The 13,385-nt window shown below is 69.6% G+C and carries 15 protein-coding genes; 9 read left to right on the top strand and 6 right to left on the bottom strand.

All coding sequences use genetic code 11. The features are described 5' to 3' along the window. Positions 1-140: 140 nt before the first annotated feature. The gene (locus FDM97_RS23575) at positions 141-1,055 is read right to left on the bottom strand and encodes a 2-hydroxy-3-oxopropionate reductase (protein ID WP_137992490.1); all 915 of its coding nucleotides are present in this window, start codon (positions 1,053-1,055) and stop codon (positions 141-143) included. A gap of 41 nt (positions 1,056-1,096) precedes the next feature. Beyond that, positions 1,097-1,930: a TIM barrel protein gene (locus FDM97_RS23570; protein ID WP_137992489.1), complete on the bottom strand. Its 834-nt coding sequence runs from the start codon at positions 1,928-1,930 to the stop codon at positions 1,097-1,099. A 141-nt stretch (positions 1,931-2,071) separates the two neighbouring features. On the opposite strand from FDM97_RS23570, the gene FDM97_RS23565 reads away from it, so the two are divergent. The 8 genes from FDM97_RS23565 (at position 2,072) to FDM97_RS23530 (ending at position 8,791) form a co-directional block, all read left to right on the top strand. After that, complete coding sequence (locus FDM97_RS23565) at positions 2,072-2,332, top strand: YkoF family thiamine-binding protein (RefSeq protein WP_175439424.1); 261 nt, start codon at positions 2,072-2,074, stop codon at positions 2,330-2,332. Between the two features lie 44 nt (positions 2,333-2,376). Then, a complete protein-coding gene (locus FDM97_RS23560) occupies positions 2,377-2,715 on the top strand; it encodes a helix-turn-helix domain-containing protein (protein WP_137994985.1) in 339 nt (112 codons plus the stop codon). Between the two features lie 155 nt (positions 2,716-2,870). Further along, positions 2,871-3,386, top strand: a complete 516-nt coding sequence (gene uraD / locus FDM97_RS23555) for a 2-oxo-4-hydroxy-4-carboxy-5-ureidoimidazoline decarboxylase (RefSeq protein ID WP_137992488.1) — start codon at positions 2,871-2,873, stop codon at positions 3,384-3,386. Continuing rightward, positions 3,383-3,772 (top strand): hydroxyisourate hydrolase, encoded by a 390-nt coding sequence (uraH, locus tag FDM97_RS23550; protein ID WP_137992487.1) that lies wholly within the window; start codon positions 3,383-3,385, stop codon positions 3,770-3,772. Before uraD ends, uraH begins: the two co-directional genes overlap by 4 nt. Positions 3,773-3,777: 5 nt before the next feature. Then, positions 3,778-4,701 carry a factor-independent urate hydroxylase gene (gene pucL / locus FDM97_RS23545; RefSeq protein WP_137992486.1) on the top strand — a complete coding sequence of 308 codons (924 nt, stop codon included), beginning with the start codon at positions 3,778-3,780 and terminating at the stop codon, positions 4,699-4,701. Between the two features lie 212 nt (positions 4,702-4,913). Next, positions 4,914-6,305 (top strand): 8-oxoguanine deaminase, encoded by a 1,392-nt coding sequence (locus FDM97_RS23540; RefSeq protein ID WP_137992485.1) that lies wholly within the window; start codon positions 4,914-4,916, stop codon positions 6,303-6,305. A 300-nt stretch (positions 6,306-6,605) separates the two neighbouring features. Continuing rightward, positions 6,606-8,057 (top strand): nucleobase:cation symporter-2 family protein, encoded by a 1,452-nt coding sequence (locus FDM97_RS23535; protein ID WP_137992484.1) that lies wholly within the window; start codon positions 6,606-6,608, stop codon positions 8,055-8,057. A gap of 68 nt (positions 8,058-8,125) precedes the next feature. Beyond that, positions 8,126-8,791 (top strand): aspartate/glutamate racemase family protein, encoded by a 666-nt coding sequence (locus tag FDM97_RS23530; protein ID WP_254705733.1) that lies wholly within the window; start codon positions 8,126-8,128, stop codon positions 8,789-8,791. A 12-nt stretch (positions 8,792-8,803) separates the two neighbouring features. On the opposite strand, the gene FDM97_RS23525 is transcribed toward FDM97_RS23530, so the two are convergent. Then, the gene (locus FDM97_RS23525) at positions 8,804-9,430 is read right to left on the bottom strand and encodes a TIGR03086 family metal-binding protein (protein WP_254705732.1); all 627 of its coding nucleotides are present in this window, start codon (positions 9,428-9,430) and stop codon (positions 8,804-8,806) included. Between the two features lie 9 nt (positions 9,431-9,439). Further along, positions 9,440-10,018: a hypothetical protein gene (locus tag FDM97_RS23520; protein ID WP_137992483.1), complete on the bottom strand. Its 579-nt coding sequence runs from the start codon at positions 10,016-10,018 to the stop codon at positions 9,440-9,442. Positions 10,019-10,150: 132 nt separating this feature from the next. Between FDM97_RS23520 and FDM97_RS23515 the strand changes: the two genes are divergently transcribed. After that, entirely contained in the window at positions 10,151-11,101 is a 951-nt protein-coding gene (locus FDM97_RS23515; protein WP_137992482.1) for a fibronectin type III domain-containing protein, read from the top strand. A 26-nt stretch (positions 11,102-11,127) separates the two neighbouring features. Here FDM97_RS23515 and FDM97_RS23510 read toward each other — a convergent pair whose 3' ends face one another. Next, positions 11,128-12,978 carry a DUF2075 domain-containing protein gene (locus FDM97_RS23510; protein WP_137992481.1) on the bottom strand — a complete coding sequence of 617 codons (1,851 nt, stop codon included), beginning with the start codon at positions 12,976-12,978 and terminating at the stop codon, positions 11,128-11,130. Positions 12,979-13,055: 77 nt separating this feature from the next. Next, positions 13,056-13,259 (bottom strand): hypothetical protein, encoded by a 204-nt coding sequence (locus FDM97_RS23505; RefSeq protein ID WP_137992480.1) that lies wholly within the window; start codon positions 13,257-13,259, stop codon positions 13,056-13,058. Positions 13,260-13,385: the final 126 nt, after the last annotated feature.

The following is a 13,385-nucleotide window of genomic DNA, read 5'->3' as shown; positions in this document are numbered from 1 at the left end:
GTACGCCACGAAGCCAGCGTCAACAGTTTGTTGAAAATGAAGTGTGGTGTTCCGGACGGCGACGACGCCTGGGCGCGACAGGACAGGTGTCAGCGCCGCCGCCGTCCGGAAATCTGGGGCCCCCTCGCAGGGGCGGAGGGTCAGACCTGCTGGCCGGAGAGGCGCTCGACGGCGCGCAGCAGGGCCGAGTGGTCCAGGCCGCCGTCGCCCTGCGCACGCAGGGAGGCGACGAGCTGGGCGACGACGGCACCGACCGGGAGGGCCGCGCCGACGTTGCGGGCGGCGTCGGTGACGATGCCCATGTCCTTGTGGTGCAGGTCGATCCGGAAGCCGGGCTTGAAGTCCCGGTTCAGGAAGTTGTCCTTCTTGCGGGTCAGGACCGTGGAGCCGGCCAGACCGCCGTTGAGGACGTCCAGGGCGGCCTGGAGGTTCACGCCGGACTTCTCCAGGAAGACCACGGCCTCGGCGCACGCCTGGATGTTGACGGCGACGATGAGCTGGTTGGCGGCCTTCACCGTCTGGCCGGAGCCGTGCGGGCCGCACAGGACGATGGTCTTGCCGAGGGCCTCGAGGATCGGCAGGGCCGCGTCGAAGTCGGCCTGCTCGCCACCCACCATGATCGACAGGACGGCCTCGATCGCGCCGGCCTCGCCGCCGGAGACCGGGGCGTCCAGGACGCGCAGGCCCTTCTCGGCGGCGTTCTTGGCCAGGTCGACGGAGGTCTGCGGGGTGATCGACGACATGTCGATGATCAGCGCACCCTGCTTGGCGTTCTCCAGGATGCCCTCGGGGCCGTAGGAGATGGCCTCGACCTGCGGGGAGGCGGGCACCATCGTGATGACGACGTCGGCGTCCTTCACGGCCTCGGCGATCGAGCCGGCCGCGGTGCCGCCGGCCGCCGCGAGGCGGTCCAGCTTGTCCTGCTCCAGGGTGAAGCCGGTGACGGAGTAGCCGGCCTTGATCAGGTTCTCGGACATGGGGGAGCCCATGATGCCGAGGCCGATCCACGCGATCGCCGGGCGGGTGGGCTGGGAGGAATCAGCGAGATTGCTCATGGTGAGGGTGCCTCTCGAAAACAGGTGGTACGGGGAGGAAGTCAGCGGGCCGCGCGGGCCTCGGCCGGGAGCCACTCGAAGGACGCGGCGGCGTCGGCGGCCTTGTACTCCAGGCCGACCCAGCCGTCGTAACCGGCCTTCCTGAGCTCGTCGAGCAGCTGCTCGAGCGGCAGGTCGCCGGTGCCCGGCGCGCCACGGCCGGGGTTGTCGGCGATCTGCACGTGACCGGTCTTGTCGGCGTACCGGGCGATGACCTCGCCGACGTTCTCGCCGTTCATCGACAGGTGGTAGATGTCGAGCAGGAACTTGGCGTTGCCGAGCCCGGTGGCCGCGTTGACCTTGTCGACGACCTCGATCGCGGAGGGGGCGCTCACCAGCGGGTAGAGCGGCGACTCCGGCTTGTTCAGGGTCTCGATCAGCAGGATCGCGCCGATCCGGTCGGCCGCGCGGGCCGCCAGGACCAGGTTCTCCAGGGCGAGGGCGTCCTGGATCTGCGGGTCGACGCCGTCCACGCGGTTGCCGTAGAGCGCGTTGAGCGCCTTGCAGCCGACCGAGGCGGCGAAGTCGGCCGCCACGTCGATGTTGGCGCGGAAGCGGTCCGACTCCTCGCCGGGCACGGAGAGCGCCCCGCGGTCGGGTCCCGGCAGCTGTCCGGCGTAGAAGTTCAGGCCCACCAGCTGGGTGCCGGCGTCCTCCAGGGCCCTCTTCAGAGCGTCGAGCTCACTCTGCTCGGGCGTGGCGGTGTCGATCCAGGGCCACCACAGCTCGACCGCGGTGAAGCCCGCCGCGGCGGCAGCCGCGGGGCGCTCCAGGAGCGGGAGTTCCGTGAAGAGGATCGACAGGTTCACATCGAAGCGCTGGTCCGTGTATCCCATGAGGGGCGGCGCTCCTTCCGTATTGCGGAAGTAAGTTTCTGTCTGACGGAATGCTGCACGCAGGGACGGCGAGGTGTCAAGAGGACCTCGCAGGTCCGGGGCTGCCGCCGCGCCGCTTCGGCCCAGTAGCGTGGGGCCATGGTGCGTTTGAGAGTGGAGTTCACGACCGAGCCGTTCGACCTGGACGAGGCGCCGGAACACGCGGTCGTGGCCCGAGAGGTCATCCAGTCGGCGGAGCTGGACGCCGTGGACGTCGGACCCTTCGGCAATACGGCGGAGGGGGGCGCCGACGAGGTGCTGACCGCCGTCGACGCGCTGCTGCGCAAGTCCCTGGCGGCCGGCGCGACCCGCGTCTCGCTCCAGGTGAACGTCATCGGTGCCGCGGGGGAGGGCGAGAAGTGACCGAACACCCTCTGATCGCCGCGGTGAAGCCTCTGGTCGACGCGATGGGCGCGGAAATACTGGGCCCGGAGCAGGCCGGCGCCGACGACGTCGTGCTCGCCTGGGAGGGCGAGGACGTGCTCGCCGTACGCCTGCCGCAGCTCTCGGACTCGCTGGACCACATTCTGGCCGCCATGGAGCGACGGCACGGGATGCCACTGTCCGAGCTGGACCGCAAGGCCAAGCAGGAGGCCGTCCGGATGCTCGAGGCGCGCGGTGCCTTCTCCGTGCGTCATGGGGTGGAGACGGTGGCGGGTGCACTGGGTGTCAGCCGTTTCACCGTCTACAACTACCTGAACAGGGAAACCGCCCTGAACAGGGAAAAGAACGCCAAGAACGGTTAGTTGATCATGAGTTGCCGGAAGCCGTCGTCCAGATGTCGGGACGACGGCTTTTGTGTGCCCGAGTTTTCAACAAAGTGTTGACGTGGTGTTGCGGAGGGCGTTAGCTATCCGCAGCCCGTCCGACGCACAGCGAAAAACAGCCACGGAGGCTTCCCGTGACTTCAGGTACGACACCGGGCCTCGCCCGGTTCAACACCTCGGCGGACAGCGAGGCTGTCGCCGCGCTCCACGAGGTGTGCTCCAGCTCGGCGTGGGGGAGCAAGGTTCTCGCCCAGCGCCCGTACGCCACCACCGAAGCCCTCTTCCTCGCCAGCGACGCCGCCATGGCCGAACTGACCGCGGAGGATCTGGCCGAGGCGATGGCGGGCCACCCGCCGATCGGTCGTCCGAAGGCCGGGGACCCGACCTCCTCCCGCGAGCAGAGCGGGATGGCCGGTGCCTCCGAGGAGCTCAAGGCCGAGATGCTCGAACTCAACCTGGCCTACCAGGACAAGTTCGGCCATGTCTTCCTGATCTGCGCCACCGGCAAGACCGGCGAGCAGATGCGCGACGCGGTCCGCGAGCGGATCGAGCACTCGCCCGAGCAGGAGCGGGAGACCGTCCGCACCGAACTGGGCAAGATCAACCGCATCCGCCTGACCCGTCTCGTAGAGGAAGAGAGCGCCGCATGAGCACCGACACCACGGCCTCGGTGTCCACGCACATCCTGGACACCAGCATCGGCCGCCCCGCCGAGGGCGTGGCCATCACGCTCGCGGCCCGCAGCGGCTTCGACGCGGAGTGGGTCGCGCTCGGTGGCTCCGCCACCGACGCGGACGGGCGCTGCAAGGACCTGCCGGCCCTGCCGGAGGGCACCACCCACGTACGTCTCGACTTCGAGACCGAGGCGTACTTCTCCAAGAAGCAAGCCGAGGCGCAGCAGGACGCCCCCCGCGTAAGGGACAGCGGTGCGTTCTTCCCGGAGGTGGCGATCACGTTCGCCGTCGAGCCGGGTGAGCACTACCACGTACCGCTGCTGCTCAACCCGTTCGGCTACTCCGTTTACCGAGGGAGCTAGCAGACATGCCCACGATTCTCGGCCAGAACCAGTACGGCAAAGCAGAGAACCGCGTCGTCAAGATCACGCGGGACGGCGACACCCACCACATCAAGGACCTGAACGTCTCCGTCGCCCTCTCCGGCGACCTCGACGACGTCCACCTCACCGGCTCCAACGCCCACTGCCTGCCCACCGACACGACCAAGAACACGGTCTTCGCCTTCGCCAAGGAGTACGGGATCGAGTCGGCCGAGCAGTTCGGCATCCACCTGGCGCGTCACTTCGTGACCAGCCAGGAGCCGATCCACCGGGCCCGGATCCGGATCGAGGAGTACGCCTGGGAGCGCATCGCCACCTCCGACGCCAACTCCAAGTTCATCGGCGCCGACGAGGTCAACCACTCCTTCGCCCGCAAGGGCCAGGAGACCCGCGTCACCCAGATCACGTACGACGGTGAGAAGTGGGAGGTCATCTCCGGCCTCAAGGACCTCATCGTCATGAACTCCACCAACTCGGAGTTCTGGGGCTACATCAAGGACCAGTACACGACGCTCCAGGAGGCGTACGACCGCATCCTGGCCACGCAGGTCTCCGGCCGCTGGCGGTTCAACTGGACCGACGACGAGCAGCGGATGCCCAACTGGGAGAAGTCCTACGAGCAGACCAGGAAGCACATGCTCCAGGCCTTCGCGGAGACGTACTCGTACTCGCTGCAGCAGACGCTGTACCAGATGGCCACGCGCATCATCAACCACCGCTCGGAGATCGACGAGGTCCGCTTCTCGCTCCCGAACAAGCACCACTTCCTGGTGGACCTGGAGCCCTTCGGGCTCAAGAACGACAACGAGGTCTACTACGCCGCCGACCGCATGTACGGCCTGATCGAGGCCACCGTGCTGCGTGACGGAGCCACGGCGCAGATCCCGGTCGACATGACCAACCTCTAAGCGACACCGTGTGGTCGCCCCCGCCCGCCCGCAGTCGGACGGGGGCCGCCACCACCGGAGGGCCGGCACCGGCGCCCTCGCTCGTCGCGGTCACCCTCCCTCTGTTCTTCCACCCCCTCGGCACCCGGAGCCGTCACACGGTCCCGGCACTCAAATCCTCCTAGGGTCCTGCCGTGCCCACACCACCCCAGAGGAATGAAGGAACCACCGCCATGGCAGCACCTTCGGCAGCAGCCCAGCGCATCGTCATCGAGAACTGCGCGATCGCGACCGTAGACGCCAACGACACCGAGTACGCCTCCGGGTACCTCGTCGTCGCCGACAACAAGATCGAGTCCATCGGAGCCGGCAAGGCGCCCGAAGGCCTGGAGAACGTGGTCCGCCGGATCGACGCCACCGGTCATCTGGTGACGCCCGGTCTGATCAACACCCACCACCACTTCTACCAGTGGATCACCCGGGGTCTGGCCACCGACCACAACCTCTTCAACTGGCTGGTCGCGCTCTACCCGACCTGGTCGCGCATCGACGAGTCGATGGTCCGCGTCGCCGCGCAGGGCTCCCTCGCGATGATGGCCCGCGGTGGTGTGACCACCGCGATGGACCACCACTACGTCTACCCGAAGGGCTCCGGCGACCTCTCCGGCGCCATCATCGGCGCGGCCAAGGACATGGGCGTCCGCTTCACCCTCGCCCGCGGCTCGATGGACATGAGCGAGAAGGACGGCTTCCTGCCGCCGGACTTCGCCGTCGAGACCACCGAGGGCGCGCTCGCCGCGACCGAGGAGACCGTCAAGAAGCACCACGACGCCTCCTTCGACGCGATGACCCAGGTCGCCGTCGCCCCCTGCTCCCCCTTCTCCATCTCCACCGAGCTCCTCCGGGAGGGCGCGGCGCTCGGCCGCCGCCTCGGTGTGCGCATGCACACCCACGGCTCGGAGACCGTGGAGGAGGAGAAGTTCTGCCACGAGCTGTTCGGCATGGGCCCGACCGACTACTTCGAGTCCACCGGCTACCTCGGCGAGGACGTGTGGATGGCGCACTGCGTCCACATGAACGACTCCGACATCGCCGCCTTCGCCCGTACCGGTACGGGCGTGGCGCACTGCCCCTCCTCCAACGCGCGTCTCGCCGCCGGCATCGCCCGGGTCCCGGACATGCTCAAGGCGGGCGTCCCGGTCGGCCTCGGCGTCGACGGCACCGCCTCCAACGAGTCGGGCGAGCTCCACACCGAGCTGCGCAACGCGCTCCTGGTCAACCGCCTCGGCGCCCACCGCGAGGCCGCGCTCAACGCCCGTCAGGCCCTGCGCCTCGGTACGTTCGGCGGCGCCCAGGTCCTCGGCCGGGCCGACTCGATCGGTTCGCTCGAGGCCGGCAAGCTCGCCGACTTCGTGCTCTGGAAGATCGACGGCCTCGGGCACTCCTCGATCGCCGACCCGGTGACCGCGATCGTCTTCGGCGCTGCCGCCCCGGTGACGGCCTCGTTCGTCAACGGCAAGCAGATCGTCGAGAACAACCGCCTGCTCTTCGCGGACGAGGAGCAGATCGCGCGCGACGCGCGCGCGGAGGCCCAGCGCCTGGCCCGCATCACGGCCCAGGGCTGACCTCCCCAAGGAGTCCGACCGAGGGGGACGGCCCTCGGTCGGTCGCCACGGACCCGAGCGGGGCCCGTGGCCGGCCGGACGGGGGGTGCCCGTACGAAAAGAGGTACGGCGCCCCCCGGACGGTCGACTGTGTCCACCCCTCCCAGGGCACACCCGTCGCGGACCCCCCAAGCCCGCGTGACGTCCCCCCACCCATGTCCTCATGAGCCGCACACCGTGAGGCGCTCGATCTGCACCACTTTGCACCACCTCCTTGACATCCTCGTCATCGCCGACGTGTAACCGACCGGAGGAACCGCCGTGGCCGCCACGCCCAGGGTTCGCAATGATGCACACGACGAAAGCGCCACCGACACGGAAGACCGGAAGCATCCGGTCGACGAGACGCTGCCGCCCCTGAAAATGTTCACCAGCGGCCTGCAGCACGTGGCCGCCATGTACGCGGGGGTGGTGGCCCCGCCCCTGATCGTCGGCGCGGCCGTCGGACTCTCCGGCACCGAACTGACCTTCCTCACCGGAGCCAGCCTCTTCACCGCCGGGCTCGCCACCTTCCTCCAGACGCTCGGCATCTGGAAGATCGGCGCCCGGCTGCCGTTCGTCAACGGCGTCACCTTCGCCGGTGTCGCGCCCATGCTCGCGATCGTCGACACCACCGACGACAAGGCCGACGCCCTCCCGGTCATCTTCGGCGCGATCATCGTCGCCGGCGTGCTCGGCTTCATAGCCGCCCCGTACTTCTCCAAGCTCGTCCGCTTCTTCCCGCCGGTCGTCACCGGCACCGTGATCACCCTCATCGGTGTCTCGCTCCTGCCCGTCGCCTTCGGCTGGGCCCAGGGCCCCAATCCGGCGGCGGAGGACTACGGTTCGACGACCTATCTGACCCTCGCCGCGATCACGCTCGTCGTCGTGCTCGTCCTGCGCCGCTTCACCCGCGGCTTCCTGAAGCAGATCGCCGTCCTCGTCGGCCTGGGTCTCGGCACCCTCATCGCGATCCCGTTCGGCGTCACGGACTTCAGCCCGGTGACCGAGGCGTCCGTCGTCGGCTTCCCGACGCCGTTCCACTTCGGCGCCCCGCAGTTCGCGCTCGCCGCGATCATCTCGATGTGTGTGGTCATGCTCGTCTCGATGACCGAGTCGACCGCCGACATGCTGGCGCTCGGCGAGATCGTCGAGCGGCCGGCCGACGAGAAGACGATCGCGGCCGGACTGCGCGCCGACACGCTCGGCTCGGCCCTCAGCCCGCTCTTCAACGGCTTCATGTGCAGCGCCTTCGCGCAGAACATCGGGCTCGTCGCGATGACGAAGATCCGCAGCCGGTTCGTGGTCGCCTGCGGTGGCGCCTTCCTGGTCCTGATGGGCCTCTCGCCGATCGCCGCCTCGCTGATCTCCGTCGTCCCCCGGCCGGTGCTCGGCGGCGCGGGCGTGGTCCTCTTCGGCTCGGTCGCGGCGAGCGGCATCCAGACCCTCGTCAAGGCCGGTCTGGAGAAGGACAACAACGTGCTGATCGTCGCGGTCTCGCTCGCCGTCGGCATCATCCCGATCACGGAGCCGGAGTTCTACCACGCCTTCCCGGAGACCGCGAAGATCATCCTGGACTCGGGCATCTCGACCGGCTGCGTCGCGGCGGTCCTGCTGAACCTGGTCTTCAACCACCTCGGCAGGCGCCGGGACGAGGACACGGTCACCGCGCCGATGGAGCCGGGCGAGGAGATCTCCGAGGCCCGCACGGCCAAGGCGGCGCACGTCCACTGAACGCGCCCCGTCCGTTCCCCGAGCCGGCCCCCGCGTACGACGCGGGGGCCGGCGTCGCGCGTCCGGTCGTGCTCGTCAACCCCAACACCTCCGTGACCACGACGGCGATGATGACCGCGCTCGCGCGGCGGACGCTCGGCCCGGCGGTCCCCGTCCACGGCCTGACCGTGGCACGCGGCCCCCGCATGCTGACCGACCCGGCGTCGCTCGCGGCCGCGGCCCCCGAAGTGCTCGCGACCGGCCGCCGGGCGCTGGCGACACGCGACTGCGCGGCCCTGATCGTGGCGGCGTTCGGCGACCCGGGGATCGACGAACTGCGCGCTCTGGCAAGGGTCCCGGTCGTGGGCATCGGCGAGGCCGCCCTCCTGGAGGCGTCCGCGGGAGGCCGTCCCTTCGGCATCGCGACGACGACACCCCTCCTCGCGGGCGCGATCGCGCGCCGGGTCGCCCACCTCGGCCTCGCCGACCGGTACACCGGCCTCCGCCTGACGGACGACGACCCCGAACTCCTCGCCCGCGACCCCGAGTCGCTGCGCGAGAGCCTGGCCCGGGCCGTCAGAGACTGCGTCGTACGGGACGGAGCGCGGGCGGTCGTCATCGGCGGCGGCCCTCTGGGCGAGGCGGCCGAGTCCCTCCGCGCCCGCTTCTCGACCCCGGTGATCGCACCGATCCCGGCTGCCTGCCGCAGACTCGCGGACCTCGGCGTGACGCGGGTCGCCTCCACCACCCCCTGACCGTCGCGCGGGCTACTTCGGGCGCCAGTCCGGCCGGCGCCCGCTCAGGCCGATCACCCGGTCGAGGAGGGGCGCCTCCTCCGGGACGGCGACGATCGGGCCGAAGAAGCCGTCCTCGCCAGGGGCCGCGTCCTCCGCAGGGCTCAACAGGGCCTCGGACACCGCCAGTTCCTCCTCGCTCACCTCGTACTCCTGACCCGTCGCCCGGGCCAGGTCCCAGCCGTGGATCAGCAGTTCGTCGAGCGCGACCCGCCCCATGACGGAAGCCGGCAGTTCGACCCCACCCGCCTGTGTGTCCCCCTCCCAGGCGCCCGGCTCGCGCCAGGCCGCCGCCAGCTCCTCCAGCGCCTTCGGCAGCGCGGTGCGCCAGTCGTCGTCCAGGACGGGCCGGACCGATGCCGGCGCCGTGGCGGTCGTCGGGCCGAAGTCCTTGCGGGCCGCGTCCCGGAAGGCCACGCTCAGATCGGCGACATGGGCGAGCAGCTCCCGTACCGCGTAGTCGGGACACGGGGTCGGGTCCCCGAGCCGCTCGTCGTCGATGTCCGCCGCGAGCCTCGCCATGCGCCGGGCGGCGGGCCCCAGATCGATCTCCGTCGTCTTCTCCATACAGAACAGACCGGCCGGCCCGCCGAAACTCATCGCGGGGCCTCACCTCTCGGCCCCGATCCGCCGTCGGCACTCCCGCGCGAGCGCCGGATACGCCTCGGCGATCGCCTCGTACAGCCGCCTGCTCAGCAGCCTTTCGGCCTCCGCCCGCCCCGTCGACCCGTACAGCCCGTCGAGCAGCGTCTCGTACCGCGACAGGGCGTGCCGCAGATAGCTCACCTGCCATCGCACCAGCGCCCCGGCCGCGACCCCGCCGGGGCTGCGGGCCCCGAGCAGATGGCGGTGGCGGACCGCGCGGCGCTCCAGTTCGGCCGCCGGGAGCCGGGGCACCGCGATCGGCTCCGCGTGGATCGCGGCCAGGACCGCCTCACGCCGGCGCTCCGCGCCCGCCTCCGCGGCGGAGGAGCGCCGCCCCGAGGCGGCCGCGCACTGCGTGAACTCCGGTGTCCGCTCCACCGCCTCCACCCGTGCCACGCGGTACAGCCGCACGGGCGCGAGCGACCAGCGCCGCGGATCGCGTCCCTGCACATCGGGCGCGCCCAGCAGGTCGCGCACCATCGCGTCGCTCCAGCCGCGCTCGCGCAGCCCGGCGAGCGTCACATAGGTCGTACGGTCCGTCATGATTCCCCCTGTTGTCGGTCACGGAGAGTGACGAATCCAGTGAAGCGCACCCCACTGACAGCGGCCCCCTTGCGGGTGTGCGGCCGCCGTGCCATACAGGTCTGGACCATTTCGACGGACGGAGGCATTCCTGTGCAACGCCCGCTCGCCGCAAGCGTGTTGACCGTTGTCGCCGTCTCGCTCGCGGGCTGCTCCCCGGCCGCCGCCAAGGACACCCGAAGCCCGACCGCCCCCACGGGCGTGACCGCCGCCTCCGGCAGCGCCCGCACCGTCCACGTCATGTGGAGCGCGGCCACCGACGACCGCGCCGTCACCGGCTACGAGGTCTACCAACAGGGCCGCAAGGTGAAGGACCTCCCCGCCACGACGCTCATGACCGACATCGTGAACCTCACGCCCGCCACGCCCTACACCTTCACCGTCCGCGCCCGCGACGCCGCCGGAAACCGCTCCCCGCACAGCGCCCCCGTCCCCGCGACGACGCTGGCCGCGACCGCCGAGGACCGCACGCCCCCGTCCACCCCGAAGAACCTGCGCGCCACCCCCGACGGCAGCCACGCGGCCACCCTGACCTGGACCCCCGCCCGCGACGACACCAGGGTCACCGCGTACGACATCCACCAGGCCGACGCCCGCGTCCACACCGTCCCCGGCACGGCCACCACCGCCCACATCACCGGCCTGCGCCCCGGCACGGTCTACTCCTTCACCGTCCGCGCCCGCGACGCCGCCGAGAACTCCTCCCCGGACAGCGACCCCGCCGACCTCACTACGACCCCGGCCCCGGGCGCCGCCCCCAACACCGCCCCCACGGACCTGAAGGTGACGTCCACCCAGGGCGAGGTCACCCTGACCTGGACCCCACCGAAGACCGGCGCCCCGGTCAAGGAGCACCAGCTCTTCCTCGACGACTCCCTCGCGACGACCATCGTCTGGGGCGCCGACCCCCCACCCGGCCGTGCCACCTACACCTTCACGGTCCCCACCACCCCCGGCACCCGCCACACCCTCAAACTCCGCGCCCGCCTCCCCGACGGCACCTGGGGCGACTTCTCGGCCCAGCGCACGATCGTGGTGAGCTAGGAGGGCTTCGTGCGGAGTTCTCGGCCTCAGATGAGCTCGCGCAACTTCGCCCTGGTCTGCTCGTCTGTGGAGTAGACGACTGTGCCGATCATGCCGCGCGTCAGCAGGACCTTGTAGGTGTTGCGGATGAGGAGATCGACATCGGCGTCAGGTGTAGATCGCTTGAAGGCCGGGTCCTTCGACTGCGTACGGTCCGTCACCCAGCCACCGTCCCGCCAGACCAGGTCGGGACCGAGGATGACCCCGCTCCAGTCGTACTCGAAGCCCTGGGCGGTGTAGACACAACCGACTTGTCCGAAGCCGGCGGGATCGGTGGCCCACAGGGCCGAGGGCGGCGCGCCGCCCACCGCGCGATCGCCGAAGACGTTCCACGGTCGCTCCCAGTCGCCAATGACCACGTCGGCGGGAAGAGGATGGCCTGGAGCCGTCTCCTTCGTCCATTTCCAGCAGTAGCCGGCAGACATGCGAGCGCCGTACCCCTGGTCCCTCTTGCTCTCGAGGAACGCCTCCATCTCGTCGGGAGTGTCAGCCACCATGAGCTGCATCTTGTCGTCCGGATCCCACACCACAGGCCCACCCGACGCCAGACCCAGAAGTCGCAGTACCCAGCGGAGGTAGGCGTCGCTGCCACCACACCGGAACTGGCTGTCCAGAGGAATGACCGTGCAGGACAGACCCTTTGCGGAGGCGGCCGCGCGGATCTGGTCGACGTTGCCCATCTCGCCCGGCCGAACGATCTGGTGCTCGTCGAGGAGGAACACCGGAACGCGGGCGGCGTCGATCAGTTCGTCCACCTGCGGCCGATCGCTTCGCTGGTTCGCAGGGGTGTAACGATTCGCCGATGTCTTGCGCATGCGATGAGCCTCGTCGCAGACGATGACGTCGAGTGCGTTGCGCTCAGCAGTCATGAAGCTGTTGAAGTACTTGAAGAGATCCTGCACTTCACGTTTCCGCGCGCCGGCGACCTTGCGCATCGTCTTCGTGAACGACTGGGATCCCGTCGCGTGCAGGGCCGGCCGTCCCTGGCGGTACAACTCGCCGAGCAGGGAGAGGGCGATGACGCTCTTGCCCGTCCCCGGTCCGCCGGTGACCACCACGACGTTCTTGCGGTCCGCCTGCGCGGCGTGGCGAACCGCGCGCATGACCGTTTCGTATGCAACCCGCTGTTCGTCCAAGAGTACGAACTGCTCACGCTCGCGGACCTCTTGAGCGGCGACGGCCATCAGTTGCTTGGAAGGGCCGATCTTGCCGGCGAGCAGCTCGTCGGCGGCAGCGGCGCCGCTGAAGGGTGCCAGCCGTGACTGGAGGAAAGTGATGAATTCGCCGCGGCGTTCTTCGCTGAACAGCCTCCCGCGCTCACTTATACCGACCTCCGTGAGCCCAGAGATGCCGAACTCGGTGGCGTTGTGGAGATACGCGGCTCCCGCTATGCGCTCGGGGTGATCACCGAGCGCTCCGTTGAACGAGACGAGGTAGTCGCAGTAGCCGCGCACCTGCTCGATGGGGTTGAGAACGGGGCGCGTGTAGGCATCGACGCGGCACAGGAGGGGTTCCTCGTCCTCAGGCTCCGCCTGACTCCACTGCTTGAGCTCGATGACGACGTAGGACGGCTCGCCCGTCCTCGGGTGCATGCCCGCCAGGACGGCGTCGGCTCTTTTGCTGGTCAGGGGCAGCCCGTACTCCAGGAGCACCGTCACATCGTGAAGTCCCGCTTCGAGCAGCACGCTCATCAAGGCGGGCAGGCTGCGTTCCCACGACCGCACCTCGGCCGCACTGGGCTGGTGCCCGTGGTCGTGCACGAACTGTTCCGTCAGTCGCAGGGACAGCGTTCCGTTCAGACCCTGAGCTGCGGCGTTGGAGGCGGTATCACGAAGCAAGGAGGGCTCCCAGGTGCGGCGATGTGAAGCGGGGCGGGTGAGCGCGCGGTATGTCGCGCGCCCACCCCTTCAGGCGGCTACCTGCGGCGCAGCGAGAAGGAGAAGAGGGCCCGCAGTACGGCGACGAGCTGCCTGAGGATCTGCGGGCGATCCGCAGAACTGGTGTCCGCCAGGGCCGCCTTGGCGACACTCCGGAACGTGGCACAGCCGACCGCGAAGCACGCGATGATGACGACCGCGACGCTGACGGCGACGACAGCGTCGAAGGGAGAGGAGAGCACGAACACACCTTTGAAATCGGGGTGCCGGAATTCCTGCGCGAGGGAAACGTTTCGCCTGAATTCGGGCACAGAAGTGACAGTCCTGCGGGCTGATGCAGGCAATGTTTCAGGCGAAGGGAATGATTC

This window comes from Streptomyces vilmorinianum (assembly GCF_005517195.1).
GTDB lineage: Bacteria > Actinomycetota > Actinomycetes > Streptomycetales > Streptomycetaceae > Streptomyces > Streptomyces vilmorinianum.
The sequence above is the reverse complement of the archived record's forward strand: the minus strand, read 5'-3'. Positions and strand labels throughout refer to the sequence as shown.